This window comes from Streptomyces sp. NPDC001549, from assembly GCF_042894025.1.
In the GTDB taxonomy this organism is placed as follows: domain Bacteria; phylum Actinomycetota; class Actinomycetes; order Streptomycetales; family Streptomycetaceae; genus Streptomyces; species Streptomyces kutzneri.
The window spans coordinates 185761-206524 of the sequence record NZ_JBIAVJ010000014.1; the positions used below are offsets into that span (position 1 = coordinate 185761).

The following is a 20764-nucleotide window of genomic DNA, read 5'->3' on the forward strand; positions in this document are numbered from 1 at the left end:
GGAGACGGGTCCGCCCCCGTCTCCCCGGCTTCTCGCTGTCCCGACTCAGGCCGCATTCACCCGCCCCCGGACTTCGTCCGGGGGAACCCCCGGTCAACGGGCAAGGATCTTCAGGCCACATTCACCCGTTGGCCGGGAGGCGCCGCCTCCAGCCAGGCGAGGAAACCGGTCAGCGCGTCCTCGCTCATCGCCAGCTCCAGGCGGGTCCCCCGGTGGAGACAGCCGAGCACGACGGCGTCGGAGAGCAGGGCCAGCTCCTCCTCGCCCTCCGGGGCGCGGCGGGCGACGACCTCGATGGAGGACCGCTCCAGCAGCCGCCGCGGGCGCGGTGAGTACGAGAACACCCGGAACCACTCGATCCGGTCACCGCTGTAGCGCGCGACCCCGTACACCCAGCCCTTGCCGGAGATGTCGGGCTCCTCGGACACACCCCAGCGCATGCTGCAGTCGAAGGTGCCGCCGGACCGCTGGATGAGCCTGCGGCGCAGCCCGAAGACAAACAGCCCGATCACCACCAGGGTTACGACCAGGCCGCTCACAAGCAGAGCGAGGAGCATCTTCACCGACCTCCTCGCTGATCGAATACACATGAGAAAAAACGGACCTGCATCGCCTCAGCCGCGACCCGGTCTGGAAAATTCCAGCACGGACCGCGGCTGAGGTCTGCCGAGTCCCGGCGGTCGCCCCCCGGGACTCAAACGATCAAACTCCGACGGGCGTTCAGCCCGTTACGGCGCGCAGCCGGACATCAGCGCGACGCTCGGCGGCCGCATCGGCCTCCGACTTCGCGCGCTCCAGTGCCCGCTCCGCACGCTGGACGTCGATCTCGTCCGCGAGCTCGGCGATCTCGGCCAGCAGGGACAGCTTGTCGTCCGCGAACGAGATGAAACCGCCGTGCACCGCGGCGACGACCGTGTTGCCGTCACTGGTGCGGATGGTCACCGGGCCCGATTCCAGCACACCGAGAAGCGGCTGGTGACCGGGCATGACGCCGATGTCGCCGGACGTGGTGCGGGCGACAACAAGGGTGGCCTCGCCGGACCAGACATTGCGGTCCGCCGCGACCAGCTCGACGTGCAGCTCAGCAGCCAAGGTGGCTCCTCGGGTCACCACCCGGCGGGTCGGCCGGGTGTTGGGTCAAATTCTAATGGGCGTGGGGAGAGGGACGGGACACACCCGCCCCTCTCCGCAGAACGTGCGAACCGGATGCGCTCCGTGAGGAGCGCGCCGGATCAGGAGACGCCCAGCTCCTTGGCGTTGGCCTTCAGGTCCTCGATGCCACCGCACAGGAAGAACGCCTGCTCGGGGAAGTGGTCGTAGTCGCCGTCGCAGATCGCGTTGAAGGCGACGATCGACTCGTCGAGCGGAACGTCCGAACCGTCCACGCCGGTGAACTGCTTCGCCACGTGGGTGTTCTGCGACAGGAAGCGCTCGACACGACGGGCACGGTGGACAACGAGCTTGTCCTCCTCGCCCAGCTCGTCGATACCGAGGATCGCGATGATGTCCTGGAGGTCCTTGTACTTCTGCAGGATCCCCTTGACGCGCATCGCCGTGGCGTAGTGGTCCGCCGCGATGTACCGCGGGTCGAGGATGCGGGACGTCGAGTCCAGCGGGTCCACGGCCGGGTAGATGCCCTTCTCGGAGATCGGACGGGAGAGAACCGTCGTCGCGTCGAGGTGGGCGAAGGTGGTCGCCGGCGCCGGGTCGGTCAGGTCGTCCGCGGGGACGTAGATCGCCTGCATCGAGGTGATCGAGTGACCACGCGTCGAGGTGATGCGCTCCTGGAGGAGACCCATCTCGTCGGCCAGGTTCGGCTGGTAACCCACCGCGGAGGGCATACGGCCGAGCAGGGTCGACACCTCGGAACCCGCCTGGGTGTACCGGAAGATGTTGTCGATGAAGAACAGCACGTCCTGCTTCTGCACATCGCGGAAGTACTCCGCCATGGTCAGACCGGCAAGGGCGACGCGCAGACGGGTGCCCGGGGGCTCGTCCATCTGGCCGAAGACAAGCGCCGTCTTGTCGATGACGCCGGACTCGGCCATTTCCTCGATGAGGTCGTTGCCCTCACGGGTACGCTCACCGACGCCCGCGAACACCGACACACCGTCGTGGTTGTTGGCGACGCGGTAGATCATTTCCTGGATCAGAACGGTCTTGCCGACACCGGCACCACCGAACAGACCGATCTTTCCACCCTTGACGTAAGGGGTGAGAAGGTCGATGACCTTGACGCCGGTCTCGAACATCTCGGTCTTCGACTCGAGCTCGTCGAAGCGAGGGGCCTTGCGGTGGATCGGCCAGCGCTCGGTGACGTTGGCGTTCTCCTCCGGGTAGTTCAGCACCTCACCGAGGGTGTTGAACACCTTGCCCTTGGTGAAGTCACCGACGGGGACGGTGATGCCCTCGCCCGTGTTGGTCACCGCGGCCTGGCGGACCAGACCGTCGGTCGGCTGCATCGAGATGGTACGGACGAGGCCGTCACCCAGGTGCTGCGCGACCTCGAGGGTCAGGGTCTTGAGCTTGCCGTCCTCGGCCGGGTCTGCGACCTGGACCTTGAGGGCGTTGTAGATCTCGGGCATGGCGTCGACGGGGAACTCCACGTCGACGACCGGGCCGATGACCCGGGCGACGCGGCCCGTGGCGGCGGCCGTCTCAACAGTGGTCGTCATTACTTGTCACTCCCCGCGGTCGCGTCAGCCATGGCGCTCGCGCCACCGACGATCTCGCTGATTTCCTGGGTGATTTCGGCCTGGCGGGCCGCGTTGGCAAGCCGGGAGAGGCTCTTGATGAGGTCTCCGGCGTTGTCGGTCGCCGACTTCATCGCACGGCGGCGGGCGGCGTGCTCGGAAGCGGCCGACTGCAGCAGTGCGTTGTAGATGCGGCTCTCGACGTAGCGCGGCAGCAGGGCGTCGAGGACGTCCTCCGCCGACGGCTCGAAGTCGAACAGCGGAAGGATCTCGCCCTTCGTACCGGTCTCCTCCGCAGCCTGGTCAAGGCTGAGCGGCAGCATCCGGCCGTCGACCGGGTTCTGCGTCATCATCGACACGAATTCCGTGTAGACGATGTGCAGCTCGTCGACGCCGCCTTCGGCCGTCTCCGTCTGGATGGCCTCGATCAGCGGCCCGGCGACGCGCTTGGCGTCGGCGTAGGCCGGGCTGTCGGTGAAGCCGGTCCACGAATCCGCGACCTTGCGCTCGCGGAAGCCGTAGTAGGCCAGACCCTTACGGCCGACGATGTAGGCGTCGACGTCCTTGCCCTCGGCGCGCAGCCGCTCGGTGAGCCGCTCCGCCTGCTTGATGGCGTTCGAGGAGTAGCCGCCGGCCAGACCGCGGTCGCTCGTGATGAGCAGAATCGCGGCACGGGTCGGCGCCTCGACCTCGGTGGTCAGGGCGTGCTTCGTGTTCGAGCCGGTCGCCACCGCGGTCACCGCACGGGTGAGCTCGGTCGCGTACGGCATCGACGCCGCCACCTTGCGCTGCGCCTTGACGATGCGCGAGGCGGCGATCATCTCCATCGCCTTGGTGATCTTCTTGGTCGCCGTGATGGCACGGATGCGACGCTTGTAGACCCGGAGCTGCGCTCCCATGAGTCAGGTCCCTTCCGTCGTCACTTGGAGACGTTGACGGCCGGTGCGTCCTCGCCCAGGAGCTTGCCGTCCGAGGTCTCGAACTGGCGCTTGAAGCCGGCGATGGCGTCAGCGATCGACGTCAGGGTGTCGTCCGACATCTTGCCGCCCTCGGCGATGGAGGTGAGGAGGTCCTTGCGCTCGCGGCGCAGGTGCTCCAGCAGCTCCGACTCGAAGCGACGGATGTCGTTGACCGGGACGTCGTCCATCTTGCCGGTGGTACCGGCCCAGACGGAGACGACCTGCTCCTCGACGGGCATCGGCTGGTACTGGCCCTGCTTCAGCAGCTCGACCAGACGCTTGCCGCGCTCCAGCGAAGACTTCGACGCGGCGTCCAGGTCGGAACCGAAGGCGGCGAACGCCTCCAGCTCGCGGTACTGGGCCAGGTCCAGGCGCAGACGGCCGGAAACCTGCTTCATGGCCTTGTGCTGGGCGGAGCCACCGACGCGGGAGACCGAGATACCGACGTTCAGCGCCGGGCGCTGGCCCGCGTTGAACAGGTCGGACTCAAGGAAGCACTGGCCGTCGGTGATGGAGATGACGTTGGTCGGGATGAACGCCGACACGTCGTTCGCCTTGGTCTCGACGATCGGCAGACCGGTCATCGAACCGGCACCCATGTCGTCGGACAGCTTCGCGCAGCGCTCCAGCAGACGGGAGTGCAGGTAGAAGACGTCACCCGGGTAGGCCTCGCGGCCCGGCGGGCGGCGCAGCAGCAGCGACACGGCGCGGTAGGCGTCGGCCTGCTTCGACAGGTCGTCGAAGATGATCAGGACGTGCTTGCCGGCGTACATCCAGTGCTGGCCGATGGCGGAACCGGTGTACGGCGCCAGGTACTTGAAGCCGGCCGGGTCGGACGCCGGGGCGGCGACGATCGTCGTGTACTCGAGCGCGCCGGCGTCTTCCAGGGCGCCGCGAACGGACGCGATGGTCGAGCCCTTCTGGCCGATGGCGACGTAGATGCAGCGAACCTGCTTGTTCACGTCGCCCGAGCGCCAGTTGTCGCGCTGGTTGATGATCGTGTCGACGGCCAGAGCGGTCTTACCCGTCTGACGGTCACCGATGATCAGCTGACGCTGGCCACGGCCGACGGGCACCATGGCGTCGATGGCCTTGTAGCCGGTCTGCATCGGCTCGTGGACCGACTTACGGACCATGACGCCCGGAGCCTGCAGCTCCAGGGCGCGACGGCCTTCGGTCGCGATCTCGCCGAGACCGTCGATCGGGTTGCCGAGCGGGTCGACGACGCGGCCGAGGTAGCCCTCGCCGACGCCGACCGAGAGCACCTCACCGGTGCGCTGCACCGGCTGGCCCTCCTCGATACCGCTGAACTCGCCGAGGACGACCGCACCGATCTCGCGCTCCTCGAGGTTGAGGGCGAGACCGAGGGTGCCGTCCTCGAACTTCAGCAGCTCGTTCGCCATGGCGGAGGGCAGACCCTCCACCTTCGCGATGCCGTCGCCGGCAACGCTGACCGTTCCGACCTCCTCGCGCGAGGCCGCGTCCGGCTGGTACGACTGGACAAAGTTCTCCAGTGCGTCCCGGATCTCCTCCGGCCGGATCGTGAGCTCCGCCATCTGGGTTCCCTGCTCTCCTTGTTGGGCCTGAAGCTTCTTAGGGGTCTGGGGGCGACCCCCAGGAATCTTCTGCAAGTTCTGCACGGCCCAACCGGGCCGCTAGGAATGCTTCTGTTCTATTGGTGGCTGGTCAGCCGGCCATGCGGCGCGACGCCTCGGCGAGGCGGTCCGCGATGGTGCCGTCGATGACCTCGTCGCCGACTCGCACCGAGATCCCGCCGAGGACCTCGGGGTCCACGTCGAGGTTCAGGTGCATCTGTCGGCCGTACAGCTTGGCCAGCACCGCGCCGAGACGCGCCCGCTGCACGTCGCTGAGCGGAACCGCGCTGGTCACGGTGGCGACCATGCGGTTGCGGCGCTCGGCGGCGAGCGTGGAAAGGGACTCCAGTCCCGCTTCCAGGCTACGTCCACGCGGCTGCGTGACAAGACGGATCACCAGGCGCTCGGTGACAGCGTTCGCCTTGCCGCCGAGCAGGCTGCGCAGCAGCTCGCTCTTGGCGGAGGCGGTGGCCGCACGGTCGGTCAGCGCGGCACGCAGCTCGGTGTTCGAGGAGACGATCCGGCCGAAGCGGAAGATCTCGTCCTCGACGTTGTCGAGCGCGCCACCCTGCTGGGCCGCCGTGAGGTCGGCGGTGGCCGCCAGCTCCTCCAGCGCGTCCACCAGGTCGCGGGACTGCGACCAGCGCGACCGGACCATGCCGGACACCAGGTCGAGAGTTTCCCCGCCGACCTGGCCGCCGAGCAGGCGACCGGCCAGCTCGGCCTTGGCCTCGCCGGACTGCGCCGGGTCGGTGAGGACCCGACGCAGCGAGACCTCACGGTCGAGCAGCGCGGTGACGGCAGCCAGCTCACCGGCGAGCTTCGCCGCGTCGACGGACGTGTTGTCCGTCAGCGCGTCGAGACGCTCACGCGCGGAGGCCAGCGCCTCGCGGCTCGCTCCGTTCATCGGGCCGCCTCGGCCTTCTCCTCAAGCTCGCTGAGGAAACGGTCGATGGTGCGGCTCTGCCGGGCGTGGTCCTCAAGGGACTCGCCGACGAGCTTTCCGGCCAGGTCGGTGGCGAGCTTGCCAACGTCCTGACGCAGCGCCTGAGAGGCGGCCTTGCGGTCCGCCGCGATCTGGGCGTGGCCGGCAGCGATGATCTCCTCACGCTGCCGCTGGCCCTCTGCGCGCAGTTCTTCCTTGAGCGCAGTGCCCTGCTCCAGCGCTTCCTGGCGCAGGCGCGCGGCCTCGTGCCGGGCTTCGGCGAGCTGGGCCTTGTACTGCTCCAGGACGCTCTGGGCCTCGGTCTGGGCGGATTCCGCCTTCTCGATACCGCCCTCGATCGCCTCGCGGCGCTCTTCCAGAACCTTGTTGATGTTCGGGAGGAGCTTCTTCGCAAGGAAACCGAAGACGATGACGAAGGCGAGCAGACCGATGACGAGCTCGGGGATCGGCGGGACGAGGGGGTTACCCGGCTCCTCGGCCGCGAGAACCAGGAGGTTCACATCAGTGCCTTTCGTCGATTCGGACTAGTCGTGGGGTTCGTCAGCTGTAGACGAACGGCATGACCAGACCGATGAGGGCGAGCGCCTCACAGAAGGCGAAGCCGAGGATCTGGTTGGCGCGGATCAGACCGGCAGCTTCGGGCTGACGGGCGAGCGCCTGGGTGCCGTTACCGAAGATGATGCCGACGCCGACGCCGGGGCCGATGGCCGCGAGGCCGTAGCCCACGGAGCTGAGGGAACCGGTGACGGCAGCAAGGGTCTGGGACATGCCAGTTCTTCCTTCTCTTTCACGGACCGGTGGGGGTTGGCCACCGGACGACTGGGGGGATTGCTTGGAGCGGGTCGCGCTCAGTGGTGCTCGGCGAGCGCGCCCTGCAGGAAGCTGCAAGCCAGGAGCACGAAGACGTAGGCCTGGACAGCCTGGATGAAGAGCTCGAACGCGGTCATCACGATGACCATGACGAACGAGACACCGGCGTACGCGATGCCGATCCCGTTCAGCAGGTACCAGCTGGCGATGGTGAACAGCAGCAGCAGGGTGTGACCGGCGAACATGTTCGCGAACAGTCGGACCGCGTGGGTGAAGGGCCGGACCAGGACGTTCGAGAAGAACTCGATCACCATGACCAGCGGCAGGATCCCGCCGAGCGACTTGTCGTAGCCGGTGATGTTCTTGAAGCCGCCGACGAAGCCGTGGCGCTTGAAGGTCACCGACATCCACATGATGTAGATGACGAGGGCCAGGCCGGCCGGGTACGCGATGACCGCGGTCACCGGGAACTGGGCGAGCGGGATGATCGACCAGAGGTTCATCATCCAGACGAAGAAGAACGTCGCGACCATGAAGGGGACGTACTTCTCGCCCTCCTTCTTGCCCATCGTCTCGTAGACGATGCCGCGGCGCACGAAGTCGTAGCCGGCCTCGGCGACCATCTGCAGCTTGCCCGGGACGACCTTCGGCTTCCGGAACGCAGCCCAGAAGAAGCCGACGATGATGATCGAGCCCAGCAGGGCCAGCAGCATCGTCTTGTTGAAGTACAGGCCGCTGTCGTCACCGAAGATCGGCTTGAACAGGAACGAGTACAGGGTCGGGCCCGGGAAGCCACAGCCAGTGCCGTCTTCGAAATGACAATTGATCTCGAAGGCGAGCGTCATGTCAGCAGCACTCACCGCAGGGCTCCTTCAGCGTGGCGCATAGGTACGGCAACCTCGTTGTGTCGGCGCGGCGCGCAGCCGCGGTTCGGCACTGGACTGGTGTAACGGATGGTGGGGCGGCAGTCAGGCATCGAGCCTCGCGATGGAACAGGCGTCAGCTCAGATGCCCGCGCCCGCAGTGCCGCAGTTGGCACCGGACGATAGCAGGATCTCGAACGCCCACTTATCCCGGCCCTACCCTTCACGACTTCGGCCCCGGATTTTCGGGCTTGTCGCCCTTCACCGAGTCCGGTTCGACGTAAAGAATCTTGGCCTTCATGTGAGCACGGGTCTGCGCGCCGATCCACACCAGGGTGGTGGCGACGAGCGTGATCGCGAACGCCTTGGGGTTGAACAGGGTGGTGTTCTTGAACGCCGCGACAAACACGAAGAGCAGCAGGATCTGGGCCGTATAGAGCATGAGCCCCATGGCCTGGAAGAGATGCGGGAGTGATTTCGCCGTGCGCTGCAGAACAACGAATCCGATGCCCATGAAAAGAATCACGACCAGCGTCGCGACAACGGCTCCGACTGCACCCTTGCTGCCGACGACCAACGCGCTGATCGCGGCGGCGATAGCGCCGGCTACAGCTGTGGGTACGGCGGCTTGCAGGAGGAGTCGGACGTCATCTGACCGCATGGCGGTTTGCTCCGCGTGGTGGTGGGGGCACTGGACTCGTACGGGACGAGCGTAAGCCCGGTCCGAGAGGGAACCTCGGGCCAAGGGACCGTCGCACTACGGTCCTTCGGCTCTGTCGCCGGGTTTAGTGAACGGTATCACAAACTATTTGATGAGAGCTTTACCTGTCGGGTGTGCCGACTGTCACACATGAGAGTGACCCTGCCCGTGTGTGCGCGACAGGAGGGTGGCTTGTCTGGTAAAGGGCATTCATGTCCGACATGCGAATCGACCGTCAGCGGGTGGATTCAGCCTTACGCCGGTCGGGAAAGCGCGAACGGGGGCCCACGGCGGTCGCTCCGTTGACGCCGGAGACACCCGCGGCGATGGACCTCGCGGGCTCCGGCTCCGCGCCGGAGGCATCGCGTGCGGCCGCTTCCGCGGCGGCTTCGGCCGCGCGTTCGGCATGGCGGTATCGCGGCGGAACCAGACCCTCCGCCCAGCGCGGGGCGCGCGGGGTGAAGCGCGGCAGGAGCAGCAGGAACAGGCCCACCGCACTCAGCGCGGCGATCGCCAGCACGATCCACATCGTGGCGGAATGCACCGAATACGCCACCGTGCCGAAGGCGATCAGGCCTGACCAGAAATACATGATCATGACCGCGCGGCTGTGGGAATGCCCGAGTTCCAGCAGCCGGTGGTGGAGGTGCCCGCGGTCCGCGGCGAAGGGCGACTGACCCTTCCAGGTGCGCCGCACGATGGCCAGGATCAGGTCCGCCATCGGGATCGCGATGACCGTCAGCGGCAGGATCAGCGGGATGTAGGCGGGGAGCATCGCGTGGGTCGCGTTGCGCTCACCGCCCGCGAACAGGGCCAGGGCGTCCGGGTCCACCTGCCCGGTGAGGGAGATGGCGGAAGCGGCCAGCACCAGGCCGATGAGCATCGAGCCGGAGTCGCCCATGAAGATCCGGGCGGGGTGCATGTTGTGCGGCAGGAAGCCCAGGCACATGCCCATCAGGATCGCGGCGAAGAGGGTCGCGGGCGCGGCCGACTCGATGCCGTAGCCGAACCAGATCCGGTACGCGTAGAGGAACAGCGCGGTGGCGGCGATGCAGACCATGCCGGCGGCCAGGCCGTCCAGGCCGTCGACGAAGTTCACGGCGTTGATGGTGATGACGACGAGCGCGACGGTGAGCAGGTTGCCCTGCCACTGGGTGAGCGGGACCGTGCCGATGCCCGGGACGGGGATCCACAGGATGGTCAGACCCTGCATGACCATCACGCCGGCGGAGATCATCTGCGCGCCGAGCTTGATCAGGGCGTCGAGCTCGAACTTGTCATCGAGGACGCCGACCAGCCAGATCAGCGCCGCCCCGGAGAGCAGCGCCCGCGGTTCGTTCGACAGCTCGAAGACGCCGTTGAGGTTCCGCAGGTGGTCCGCGACCAGCAGGCCCGCGCACAGACCGCCGAACATGGCGATGCCGCCCAGTCGCGGTGTGGGCTCGCGGTGCACGTCGCGGGCACGGATCTCCGGCATGGCCCCGGCCGCGATCGCGAACTTCCGCACGGGCCCGGTCAGCAGGTAGGTCACCGCGACCGTGACGCAAAGCGTCAGCAGATATTCACGCACGGGCTGCCCCAGATGTATCGCCGGCCATCTCAGCCCCACACATTAGCTGCGATGTCACCTCCACCGAGGACGCGAGGGGGCCGTATCCCGGTTCCAGTACGCCCAGCTTGTCCTGTTTACTCCCCGTACGGGGGAAATCCCGTCGTGAGCTCGCCGACCTCCGTACGTGTTTTCACGCCATCCCCGTCCAGCGCCGCGGCGAACAACGCCGCGATCCGGACCATCTCGGCCTCCCCCATCCCCTGGGTGGTCACGGCGGCCGTTCCCAGCCGGATGCCGCGCTGGTCCCCGTACGGGAGGGCGCAGGTGTCCAGCACGATCCCGGCGGCGGCCAGCCGGCCGCGGGCGGTCGGGCCGTCCACACCCAGCGGCGCCGGATCGGCGGTGATCAGATGGGTGTCGGTGCCGCCGGTGGTGACGGTGAACCCGTGCTCCTGGAGCGCGCCCGCCAGCACCCGGGCATTGGCGACGACCCGGTGCGCGTACGTGGTGAAGGCCGGCCGGGCCGCCTCGCCGAAGGCCACGGCCTTGGCGGCGATGGTGTGCATCTGGGCCCCGCCCTGTGTGAAGGGGAACACCGCCCGGTCGACGCGCTCCGCGTACTCGGCGCCGCACAGCACCATGCCGCCCCGCGGGCCGCGCAGCACCTTGTGCGTGGTCGCGCAGACGATGTCGGCGTACGGGACGGGGCTGGGCGCGGCCCCGCCGGCCACCAGGCCGATCGGATGGGCCGCGTCCACGATGAGGAAGGCCCCGACCTCGTCGGCGATCTCCCGGAAGGCCGAGTACTCGGGGTGGCGGGGGTAGGAGATGGAGCCGCACACGATCGCCTTGGGGCGGTGCGCGTGGGCGAGGCGCTGGACCTGCCGGTAGTCGATGAGGCCCGTGCCGGTGTCGACGCCGTAGCCGACGAAGTCGAACCACCGTCCGGAGAAGTTGGCGGGCGACCCGTGGGTGAGGTGCCCGCCGTACGGGAGCCCCATCGCCAGCACGGTGTCCCCCGGCCGCAGCAGGGCGGCGTACGCGGCCAGCACGGCGGAGGAGCCGGAGTGCGGCTGCACGTTCGCGTGCTCGGCCCCGAAGAGCGCCTTGGCCCGCTCCACGGCGGTCCGCTCGGCCAGGTCGGCGTACTCGCACCCGCCGTGGTGCCGGGCGCCGGGGTACCCCTCGGCGTACTTGTTGGCGAGCGCGGACCCGAGCGCGGCGAGGACGGCGGTCGAGGTGAAGTTCTCCGCGGCGATCAGCTGCAACGTGGCGGCCTGCCGCTGCCGCTCCCCGGCCAGTACGTCGGCCATCTGCGGGTCCTGCGCGCGCAGCAGGTCCGTGGGCTGGGTGATGACGCTCATGGCGGCGCTCCAGGGGTACCGGGTACCAGCCACTGTAGGCCCGCGGACCCCACGATGCCCTGTCAGCGCGCGGCGGGTCCCTCCCCGACGCGGCGCTCGCGCCGCTCGGCCCCGGGGGCCTCCCGGGCTTCGTACCGCTGCGCCGGCCTCCGGCCGGCGAACGCTCAGCGCGCGGCGGTCACGCCCGTCAGGGCGGTCACGACCGGATCCAGCGCCTGGTTGATCTCGTCGCCGATCGAGCGGAAGAAGGTGATCGGGGCCCCGTACGGGTCGTACACCTCGTCCGCGTCGGGCGACGGCGCCAGCAGCCAGCCGCGCAGGGCCGCGGCGGCCCGTACGAGCGCCCGCGCCCGCTCCGCCATGCCGTCGTCCAGCGGCGGCAGCGTGGCCGGATCTATCGCCCGGACCAGCCGGGTGAACTCCTTCAGCGTGAAGGTGCGCAGCCCCGCCGAGTGGCCCATCGAGATGACCTGGGCCCGGTGGTCGCGGGTGGCGGTCAGCACCAGGTCGGCGCGTATGACGTGCTCGTCCAGCAGCTCCCGCCCCATGAACCCGGACGCGTCGGCACCGAAGTCCGCGAGCACGGCGGCCGCGTTCGCCTCCATCGGGGCGCCCTCGTGGCCCCAGGTGCCGGCGCTCTCCACGATGAGGTCGCCGGTGACGAGGCCGCCGAGGCGGTGCGAGAGTGCATGCCGCGTCAGCCGCTCGGTGATGGGCGAGCGGCATACGTTCCCGGTGCTGACGTGGAGTATGCGGAAAGTGTTTCCCCCGGCTACCGCCGGGCGGTACCACCCCCCTGCTATGCCACGCCCCTCAGGGCTCACGGGGCGACCTCGAGGTCGGGTACGACCTCCCGCAGCTGGTCTGCGGTGAGTGCCCCCTCGCGCAGCAGGACGGGAACCTTCCCGGTGACGTCGACGATCGACGACGGCTGGATGCCGGGCGTCGGGCCGCCGTCGAGGTACACGGACACCGAGTCCCCGAGCATCTCGCGCGCGGCGTCGCAGTCCTCGGGCGCCGGGTGACCGGACAGGTTGGCCGAGGACACCGCCATCGGGCCGACCTCGGTCAGCAGCTCGATCGCCACGGGGTGCAGGGGCATGCGCACGGCGACGGTGCCCTGGGTGTCCCCGAGGTCCCACGCCAGCGAGGGCTGGTGCTTGGCGACCAGCGTCAGCGCGCCCGGCCAGAACGCGTCGACGAGCTCCCAGGCCTGTTCGGAGAAGTCGGTGACGAGGCCGTGGAGCGTGTTCGGGGAGCCGATGAGCACCGGGGTGGGCATTCCGCGGCCCCGGCCCTTGGCGGCGAGCAGGTCGTGGACGGCCTCCGGGCTGAAGGCGTCCGCGCCGATCCCGTACAGGGTGTCGGTGGGCAGCACGACGAGCTCGCCGCGGCGCACGGCGGATGCGGCTTCACGCAGACCCGTCTTACGGTCCGTCGCGTCGTTGCAGTCGTATCGCCGGGCCATCAGCGGGCCTCCTCGTGCAGCAGGGGGGTGGCGGGAATCGTCGCGCCGGTCACGGCAGGGCCTTGCGGGCCGTCGCGAAGCGCGGGCGGTTGTTGAGGTCCGGGTGGTCGGCCGCGTCGGCCCAGCCCAGCTCCTCGGCGAAGATCCACGGAACCTGGCCGCCCTGGGTGTCGGCGTGCTCGATGACGACGATGCCGCCGGGTCGCAGCAGCCGGTGGGCGGTCCGCTCGATACCGCGGATGGTGTCGAGGCCGTCCTCGCCCGAGAAGAGCGCCATCTCCGGATCGTGGTCGCGGGCCTCGGGGGCGACGTACTCCCACTCGGTGAGCGGGATGTACGGCGGGTTGGAGATGACGAGGTCGACCTGGCCGTCGAGTTCGGGCAGCGCGCTCAGGGCGTCGCCCTGGTGGACGGTGACCCGGGAGCCCTCGGCGTTCTTACGGGTCCACCGCAGGGCGTCCTCGGACAGCTCGACCGCGTGCACGCGCGAGCGCGGCACCTCCTGGGCCATGGCCAGCGCGATGGCGCCGGAGCCGGTGCACAGGTCCACGATCAGCGGCTCGACGACGTCCATGGCGCGCACGGCGTGTATGGCCCAGTCCACGACCGACTCGGTCTCGGGCCGGGGCACGAAGACCCCGGGCCCGACCTGGAGCTCCAGGTACCGGAAGAAGGCACGGCCGGTGATGTGCTGGAGCGGCTCGCGCGCCTCGCGGCGGGCGACGGCCTCCCAGTAGCGGGCGTCGAAGTCCGCGTCCTTGACGTGGTGCAGTTCCCCCCGTTTGACGCCGTGTACGAAGGCCGCGAGCTCCTCCGCGTCGAAGCGCGGTGAGGGCACGCCGGCGGCGGCCAGCCGCTGGGTGGCCTGGGCCACCTCGGCAAGCAGCAAGTTCACGCTGGTCCTCCGGGCTGCTGTCGTACGGGGGGTGGTGCGGGGGCAGGTCAGTGCGCGGCCGCGAGCTTGGCCGCGGAGTCCGTGTCGACACAGGCCTGGATGACCGAGTCGAGGTCACCGTCGAGCACCTGGTCCAAGTTGTACGCCTTGAAACCGGTCCGGTGGTCCGAGATCCGGTTTTCCGGGTAGTTGTACGTACGGATCTTCTCGGAACGGTCCACGGAGCGCACCTGGCTGCGGCGCACGTCCGAGGCCTCCTGCTCGGCGGCCTCCTGGGCCGCGGCCAGGAGCCGCGAGCGCAGGATGCGCATGGCCTGCTCCTTGTTCTGGAGCTGGCTCTTCTCGTTCTGGCAGGAGGCGACCACACCGGTCGGGAGGTGCGTGATGCGCACGGCCGAGTCGGTGGTGTTGACGGACTGGCCGCCGGGGCCGGAGGAGCGGTACACGTCGATGCGGAGGTCGTTCATGTTGACCTCGACCTCGACCTCCTCGGCCTCCGGGGTGACGAGCACGCCGGCGGCGGAGGTGTGGATCCGGCCCTGGGACTCGGTGGCCGGAACGCGCTGGACGCGGTGCACGCCGCCCTCGTACTTCAGGCGGGCCCACACGCCCTGGCCGGGCTCGGTGGCGCCGTTGCCGCCCTTGGTGCGGACGGAGACCTGGACGTCCTTGTAGCCGCCGAGCTCGGACTCGGTGGCGTCGATGATCTCGGTCTTCCAGCCCACGCGCTCGGCGTAGCGCAGGTACATGCGCAGCAGGTCGCCGGCGAACAGCGCCGACTCGTCGCCGCCCGCGCCCGCCTTGACCTCGAGGAGGACGTCCTTGTCGTCGCTGGGGTCGCGCGGAACGAGCAGCAGGCGGAGCTTCTCGGTGAGCTCTTCGCGCTGTGCGGTCAGTTCCTTGGCCTCGGCGGCGAAGTCGGGGTCGGCGGCCGCGAACTCCTTGGCCGTCTCGATGTCCTCGGCGGACTGCTTCCAGGCCCGGAAGGTCGCGACGATCGGGGTCAGCTCCGCGTAGCGCTTGTTCAGCTTGCGCGCGTTGGCCTGATCCGAGTGGACCGAAGGGTCGGCGAGCTTCTTCTCAAGATCGGCGTGTTCGCCGACCAATTCCTCGACCGCTTCGAACATCGGGGGACTCCTGGGGTGAAAAGTGCGAAGGACTGCAGGGGGGACGTGCCGGAACGACGACAAAGGCGCCGGTCCGGCCGCCCCCGAGTGGACAGGGGGCGGCCGGAGACCGGCGCCTGGGTCGCGCTACTTCTTGGCCGCACCCTTGCCGAAGCGCGCCTCGAAGCGGGCCACACGGCCACCGGTGTCGAGGATCTTCTGCTTGCCCGTGTAGAACGGGTGGCACTCGGAGCAGACCTCGGCTCGGATGGAGCCCTCGGTCAGGGTGCTACGGGTGGTGAACGACGCGCCACAGGTGCAGCTGACCTGGGTCTCGACGTACTCGGGGTGAACATCGCGCTTCAAGGTGTCTCCTAGATTCGGGAGGGCGCCGGGTCGCAGGAGCCGAATTGCGCACTGCGTGAACCGGGGCCGACAGACCAGTCTGCCAGGACCGGGCCGCCTGTCAAAATTCTGAGGACGCCTCCCTCAACGGCAGGGGGTCGCCATCTATTCCGCACCGGACCGCGGACCCTGCCGGGAGGGCTCTACCGGACGATCGCCCCGGCCTCGCTCTTGTCGCCGGCGGAGTTCACGGTGGCCTCGGCCGGGATCGGCCGGTCCGCCAGCAGGGCGTCCCAGACCATCTTCGTCTCCTTGGCGAGCGGGGCCACGCGGTTCGGGTCGCGGGGGTCCGTGGTGACCGGCAGGGTGATCATCTGCATGTCCTGGGCGTCGATGCCCTGGAGCCCCTGGGCGAAGCCCATGAGCGACTTCACATCACCGAGCGCCTTGTCGGTGGTGATCGCCTTGGTCGCGGAGTCGGCGATGTCGAGCAGCTTCTTGGGGTTGTCGAAGACCCCGATGCCCTTCACCTGCTTGATGAGCGCCTTGATGAAGGCCTGCTGGAGCTGTATCCGGCCCAGGTCGCTGCCGTCGCCGACGCTCTTGCGGGTGCGTACGAGGCCGAGGGCCTGCTCCCCGTCGAGCTTGTTGGTGCCGGCCGCGAGGTCGAGGTGGCTGGCCCCGTCCTTGATCGGCTTGGTGGTGGTCACCTCGACGCCGCCGAGATTGTCGATGATCTTCTTGAAGCCGGTGAAGTCGACCTCTATGTAGTGATCCATACGGATCCCCGACATCTTCTCGACGGTCTTGACCGCGCAGGCGGCCCCGCCGACGGTGAACGCCTCGTTGAACTGGGTGCGCTGGCCGCCGGGGTCGGTCTTCCCGCCCGCCGTCGCGCAGGAGGGCCGGGAGATCATGGTGTCGCGCGGTATCGACACGACGCTGGCCTTCTCGTGGCCCTCGTACAGGTGGATGATCATCGCCGTGTCGGAGCGGGCGGAGCCGCCGTCGTCCTGGCCGTACTCGCCGTTGGCGCCGCCGCGGGAGTCGGAGCCGAGGACGAGGATGTCCATCGAGCCGTTGTCGACGTTCTGCGGGCGGTCGGTGCCGAGGGCCTGGTCGATGTCGACGGTCTTCAGGTTGCCGTTGAACTTGAAGTAGAAGTAGCCGAGGCCCGCTCCCCCCAGCAGGACCACCCCCGCAGCGCTCCAGGCGGCAACGGCGACGGCCTTGCGGCGCCTCGCCGGCTTGCGGCGGCGCCGGGCCGCGGCACGTCCGCCGTGGTCCTTGCTCTCCTCGGTCATGCTCTCCTCAGTCCTGTGTCCGGTCCCCTGGTCGTTCCGGCCCGCCGTCCACCCCGCGGTTCCTCTGACACAGACGGGCGTACGCCGCGCAGGGTTCCATTCCGGCCCGAACCGCCCAGCCGGGGCGCAGCCGCCCCGTTGGGGCGCCCGTACCCCGTAAAGCCGTCTGTACGCGCGACAGCCCCCGCCGCGGGTGCGGCGGGGGCTGTCACGTGATGCGCGTGCCGGACGTCAGTCGTCGTTCTTGCCCGACGGGGTCGTCTTCGCGATCTGCATCAGGAACTCGGCGTTCGACTTCGTCTGCTTCATCTTGTCGAGCAGCAGCTCGATCGCCTGCTGCGAGTCGAGCGCGTGCAGCACCCGGCGCAGCTTCCAGACGATGGCGAGCTCCTCCGCGTTGAGGAGGATCTCCTCCTTGCGGGTGCCCGACGGGTCGACGTCGACGGCCGGGAAGATGCGCTTGTCGGCGAGCTTCCGGTCGAGCTTGAGCTCCATGTTGCCGGTGCCCTTGAACTCCTCGAAGATCACCTCGTCCATGCGCGAGCCGGTGTCGACGAGCGCGGTGGCCAGGATGGTCAGCGAGCCGCCGTCCTCGATGTTGCGCGCGGCACCGAAGAAGCGCTTCGGCGGGTACAGCGCGGTCGAGTCGACACCACCGGACAGGATGCGGCCGGAGGCGGGCGCCGAGAGGTTGTACGCGCGGCCCAGACGGGTGATGGAGTCCAGCAGGACGACCACGTCGTGACCCAGCTCGACGAGACGCTTGGCGCGCTCGATGGCCAGCTCGGCGACGGTGGTGTGGTCCTCGGCCGGGCGGTCGAAGGTCGAGGAGATGACCTCGCCCTTGACCGACCGCTGCATGTCGGTGACCTCTTCCGGACGCTCGTCGACCAGGACGACCATCAGGTGGCACTCGGGGTTGTTGACGGTGATCGCGTTGGCGATCGCCTGCATGATCATGGTCTTGCCGGTCTTCGGCGGGGCCACGATCAGGCCTCGCTGACCCTTGCCGATCGGCGACACGAGGTCGATGATGCGGGTGGTCAGCACGCCCGGGTCGGTCTCCAGACGGAGCCGGTCCTGCGGGTACAGCGGGGTGAGCTTCTGGAACTCCGGGCGGCCGCGGCCGGATTCGGGCGCCATGCCGTTCACCGAGTCCAGACGCACGAGGGCGTTGAACTTCTCGCGGCGCTCGCCGTCCTTGGGCTGGCGCACGGCACCGGTGGTGTGGTCACCCTTGCGCAGGCCGGCCTTGCGGACCTGGGCGAGGGAGACGTACACGTCGTTGGGGCCGGGCAGGTAGCCCGAGGTCCGGATGAACGCGTAGTTGTCGAGGATGTCGAGGATGCCCGCGACGGGGATCAGGACGTCGTCGTCGGCGACCGTCGGCTCGCTCGGACCCGCGAACTCGTCGCGGCCACGGCGGCCACGGCGGTCGCGGTATCGGCCGCGCCGGCCACGACGGCCGTCCTCGCCGTCGAAGTCGTCCTGGGGACCGTTGTCCTGACGGCCCTGCTGACCCTGGCTCTGGCCCTGGCCCTGGCCGCGGCCGCCCTGCTGCTGACGGTCGGCGCGCTCCTGACGGCCGCCGCCCTGTCCGCCCTGGCCACCCTGCGCGCCCTGGCCACCCTGCGCGCCCTGGCCCTGGCCCTGGCTCTGGCCGCCCTGGCTCTGGCCGCCCTGGCTCTGGCCGCCCTGGCCCTGGTCGTCGGCCTTGGCGCCGCGGTCACGGCGGTCGCGCTGACGGTCGGTGCGGTCGGCACGGTCACCGCGGTCACGGCGGTCGCGACGGCCACGGCCTTCGCCGTCCTGGCCCTGCGCCTGGCCGGCGGAGACCGCGGTGGCGGCTTCGGCCTTGGCCTCGGACGGGGCGGTGGCGGCGGGCGCGGTCTCGGTCTTCTGCTCGACCTGTACGGCGACGGGGGCCGAGGCCTCCGGGCTGCCGGAGGGGGCCGTGGCCCGACGCCGGCGGCGCTCGCCGACCGGGGCGTCGTCTCCCCCACTCTCGGCTGCGCTCGAGCGGGAGGGGCCCCCTGCCGGCTGGCCCGGGATCTCGATCTGCGCCTGTGCGGCGGGCTTCTCGGCGGGCGCCTCGGCGGCGGCCTCACCCGTGCGGGCCTTGCTGGTGGCGCGGCGCTTCGGCTTGGCCTCGGCGGTGTCTGCGGCAGTGGAGGCGGCGGCCTTGGGGGCACCGCTGCCCGCCTGCGCCTCCTTGATGACCTCGATCAGCTGGCTCTTGCGCATCCGCGCGGTGCCCCTGATCCCGAGGCCCGACGCGACCTGCTGCAGCTCGGCCAGGACCATGCCGTCAAGGCCGGTGCCGGTGCGTCGACGCTTGGGTGCGGCGCCCGCGGCGGGGGCACTGGTGTCGACAGAGGTGTCGGCAGCGCCCATCAGATCGGTGGTGTCGCTCACGAAGGGTCCTTCCCTGGAGCGGACGTCGGCCTGTCTGGCTCGGCGACCGGTTGTGCTGTCCGACAGCAGTCCTAGGTGTGGACCGTGCCGGGGCGGTGGTCCGCCGGTAGAAATACGGCGGAAGAAACGTGCATGGCTGGTTCCGGCGAGAAGCCCCCGAGCTGAAAGCGTGGGAATGTCACGCCGATTCCGGAGCGTGCTCGAAACTGCTGGAATGGATCAAAGCAGTCGGGGAGGCTCCCGGAAGAAATGTGGTCCCGAATGGGGACACTGAGCACCGAGCCATGGCGGCTTCCGATGCGCACTTGAGACTAACACTACCGGATCCAATAGATATTCCCCCTCTCAATCACCGGCAATCGCGCTCTTCCGTGCGGGCGGCCTGCCCTGGCCGCCCGCCCCTGACCGGCTGTGCACTCCGGGAAAGCGGGTCTAGCCGCCCTGGGTGCCCAGCGGAAGTACGCTCGCGCCCGCGGCGTCGAGTGCGAGCCGGTTGGCCGCCCACCCGTCGCCCGCGAGCTGCGCGACCTTGTCGGCCGCACCGTTGTCGACCAGCGCGAGGACCGTGGGGCCCGCGCCGGAGATGACCGCGGGGATCCCGTCCGCCCGCAGCCTGTTGACGAGTGCCACGCTCTCGGGCATCGCCGGGGACCGGTACTCCTGGTGGAGCCGGTCTTCGGTGGCCGGCAGGAGGAGCTCGGGGCGCCTGGTCAGGGCTTCCACGAGCAGGCCCGCGCGGCCCGCGTTGGCGGCCGCGTCCACGTGCGGGACGGTGCGCGGCAGCAGGCCGCGCGCCGTCTCCGTGAGGACCGGCCTGGAGGGTACGAAGACCACCGGAACGATGGATTCGGCGGGCTCCATCCGGATCGCCTTGGCGCTGCCGCCGTCCATCCAGGCGAGGGTGAATCCGCCGAGCAGACAGGCGGCGACGTTGTCGGGGTGGCCCTCGATCTCGGTGGCGAGCTCCAGCAGCGCCGCGTCGTCGAGCTTGGCCTCGCCGCCTATGGTCACGGCGCGGGCGGCGACGATGCCGGCGCAGATGGCGGCGGAGGAGGAGCCGAGGCCGCGGCCGTGCGGGATGCGGTTGGCGCAGACGACCTCCAGGCCGCGCGGCTGGCCGCCCAGCAGGTCGAAGGCGGTGCGCATGGAGCGTACGAGCAGGTGGCTCTCGTCCCGCGGGAGGGTGTCGGCGCCCTCACCCGCGATGTCGATGTTCAGGCCGGAGTCGGCCACCCGGACGACTACGTCGTCGTAGAGCCCCAGGGCCAGGCCCAGGGCGTCGAAGCCCGGGCCGAGGTTGGCACTGCTGGCGGGGACGCGCACCCGTACGGCGGCGGCGCGGAACGCTGGACCGGCCATCGTCCGATGACACTCCTTGTGACTGTGCGAGATCTTCGCTCTTCGCTGGCTCGCTGCGAATGTACTGGAGAACGTACGACACCCGAAGGCCCTCGGGGCAGCACCGCAGTCATATGCGCGGTGGCGGATGTAGGTACAGCGTATCGAAGGAAGGTTCTCTCGCGACATAGGGCGCACAGGAGGCGCACGATGCGTGTCGCGGACTTCGACCGAATTCGACCGACTTCAGCCGCATTTTTGTTGCCGTACGGGGTGAGTTGCCGGGTTCCGAAGGATCTCGGGAAGGCCTCTGCAGGCCCTCACGCGCCCTCCGGAACCCGGCTCACACGGTGCTGCGGTACTGCTGCGGCGCTGGGGTGCCGCCGCGGTGCTGCGGTGTTGCGGTGCTGC

20 protein-coding genes are annotated in these 20764 nt (G+C 69.3%); all 20 read right to left on the reverse strand.

The annotated features are described in order from the left end of the window. Positions 1–110: 110 nt before the first annotated feature. Positions 111–557: a DUF2550 domain-containing protein gene (locus tag ACFY04_RS23375; protein WP_189972913.1), complete on the reverse strand. Its 447-nt coding sequence runs from the start codon at positions 555–557 to the stop codon at positions 111–113. Between the two features lie 163 nt (positions 558–720). Continuing rightward, complete coding sequence (locus tag ACFY04_RS23380; protein WP_389119297.1) at positions 721–1092, reverse strand: F0F1 ATP synthase subunit epsilon; 372 nt, start codon at positions 1090–1092, stop codon at positions 721–723. A gap of 140 nt (positions 1093–1232) precedes the next feature. Further along, positions 1233–2675, reverse strand: coding sequence for a F0F1 ATP synthase subunit beta (gene atpD / locus ACFY04_RS23385; protein ID WP_351151255.1), 1443 nt, complete (start codon positions 2673–2675; stop codon positions 1233–1235). Then, a complete protein-coding gene (locus ACFY04_RS23390; RefSeq protein WP_389119299.1) occupies positions 2675–3592 on the reverse strand; it encodes a F0F1 ATP synthase subunit gamma in 918 nt (305 codons plus the stop codon). Before ACFY04_RS23390 ends, atpD begins: the two co-directional genes overlap by 1 nt. Positions 3593–3612: 20 nt before the next feature. After that, positions 3613–5208, reverse strand: a complete 1596-nt coding sequence (gene atpA, locus ACFY04_RS23395; protein WP_351151261.1) for a F0F1 ATP synthase subunit alpha — start codon at positions 5206–5208, stop codon at positions 3613–3615. Between the two features lie 130 nt (positions 5209–5338). Beyond that, positions 5339–6154, reverse strand: coding sequence for a F0F1 ATP synthase subunit delta (locus ACFY04_RS23400; protein WP_389119301.1), 816 nt, complete (start codon positions 6152–6154; stop codon positions 5339–5341). After that, the gene (locus ACFY04_RS23405; protein ID WP_053705305.1) at positions 6151–6693 is read right to left on the reverse strand and encodes a F0F1 ATP synthase subunit B; all 543 of its coding nucleotides are present in this window, start codon (positions 6691–6693) and stop codon (positions 6151–6153) included. The genes ACFY04_RS23400 and ACFY04_RS23405 overlap by 4 nt, the downstream gene beginning before the upstream one ends. A 40-nt stretch (positions 6694–6733) precedes the next feature. Further along, a complete protein-coding gene (gene atpE / locus ACFY04_RS23410; protein WP_030386954.1) occupies positions 6734–6961 on the reverse strand; it encodes an ATP synthase F0 subunit C in 228 nt (75 codons plus the stop codon). A gap of 80 nt (positions 6962–7041) precedes the next feature. Continuing rightward, the gene (gene atpB / locus ACFY04_RS23415) at positions 7042–7848 is read right to left on the reverse strand and encodes a F0F1 ATP synthase subunit A (protein ID WP_079406142.1); all 807 of its coding nucleotides are present in this window, start codon (positions 7846–7848) and stop codon (positions 7042–7044) included. A 241-nt stretch (positions 7849–8089) separates the two neighbouring features. Next, positions 8090–8527: a hypothetical protein gene (locus ACFY04_RS23420; RefSeq protein WP_389119303.1), complete on the reverse strand. Its 438-nt coding sequence runs from the start codon at positions 8525–8527 to the stop codon at positions 8090–8092. 274 nt (positions 8528–8801) lie between these two features. Then, positions 8802–10148, reverse strand: a complete 1347-nt coding sequence (locus ACFY04_RS23425) for an MraY family glycosyltransferase (protein ID WP_389119332.1) — start codon at positions 10146–10148, stop codon at positions 8802–8804. Positions 10149–10252: 104 nt separating this feature from the next. Next, positions 10253–11482, reverse strand: a complete 1230-nt coding sequence (gene glyA, locus ACFY04_RS23430) for a serine hydroxymethyltransferase (RefSeq protein WP_389119305.1) — start codon at positions 11480–11482, stop codon at positions 10253–10255. A gap of 164 nt (positions 11483–11646) precedes the next feature. Next, complete coding sequence (locus ACFY04_RS23435; protein WP_389119307.1) at positions 11647–12306, reverse strand: protein-tyrosine-phosphatase; 660 nt, start codon at positions 12304–12306, stop codon at positions 11647–11649. Further along, on the reverse strand, positions 12303–12950 hold the full coding sequence (locus ACFY04_RS23440) for an L-threonylcarbamoyladenylate synthase (protein WP_030720925.1): 648 nt from the start codon (positions 12948–12950) through the stop codon (positions 12303–12305). Before ACFY04_RS23440 ends, ACFY04_RS23435 begins: the two co-directional genes overlap by 4 nt. Before the next feature lie 49 nt (positions 12951–12999). Next, positions 13000–13845, reverse strand: coding sequence for a peptide chain release factor N(5)-glutamine methyltransferase (gene prmC / locus ACFY04_RS23445; RefSeq protein WP_389119308.1), 846 nt, complete (start codon positions 13843–13845; stop codon positions 13000–13002). 47 nt (positions 13846–13892) lie between these two features. Then, positions 13893–14972 (reverse strand): peptide chain release factor 1, encoded by a 1080-nt coding sequence (prfA, locus tag ACFY04_RS23450; RefSeq protein ID WP_389119309.1) that lies wholly within the window; start codon positions 14970–14972, stop codon positions 13893–13895. 126 nt (positions 14973–15098) lie between these two features. Then, entirely contained in the window at positions 15099–15317 is a 219-nt protein-coding gene (gene rpmE, locus ACFY04_RS23455; RefSeq protein WP_030708126.1) for a 50S ribosomal protein L31, read from the reverse strand. Positions 15318–15499: 182 nt separating this feature from the next. Beyond that, complete coding sequence (locus ACFY04_RS23460) at positions 15500–16600, reverse strand: LCP family protein (RefSeq protein ID WP_389119310.1); 1101 nt, start codon at positions 16598–16600, stop codon at positions 15500–15502. Between the two features lie 231 nt (positions 16601–16831). Continuing rightward, positions 16832–19015, reverse strand: coding sequence for a transcription termination factor Rho (rho, locus tag ACFY04_RS23465; protein WP_389119312.1), 2184 nt, complete (start codon positions 19013–19015; stop codon positions 16832–16834). 432 nt (positions 19016–19447) lie between these two features. Continuing rightward, positions 19448–20374: a homoserine kinase gene (gene thrB / locus ACFY04_RS23470; RefSeq protein ID WP_389119314.1), complete on the reverse strand. Its 927-nt coding sequence runs from the start codon at positions 20372–20374 to the stop codon at positions 19448–19450. Positions 20375–20764: the final 390 nt, after the last annotated feature.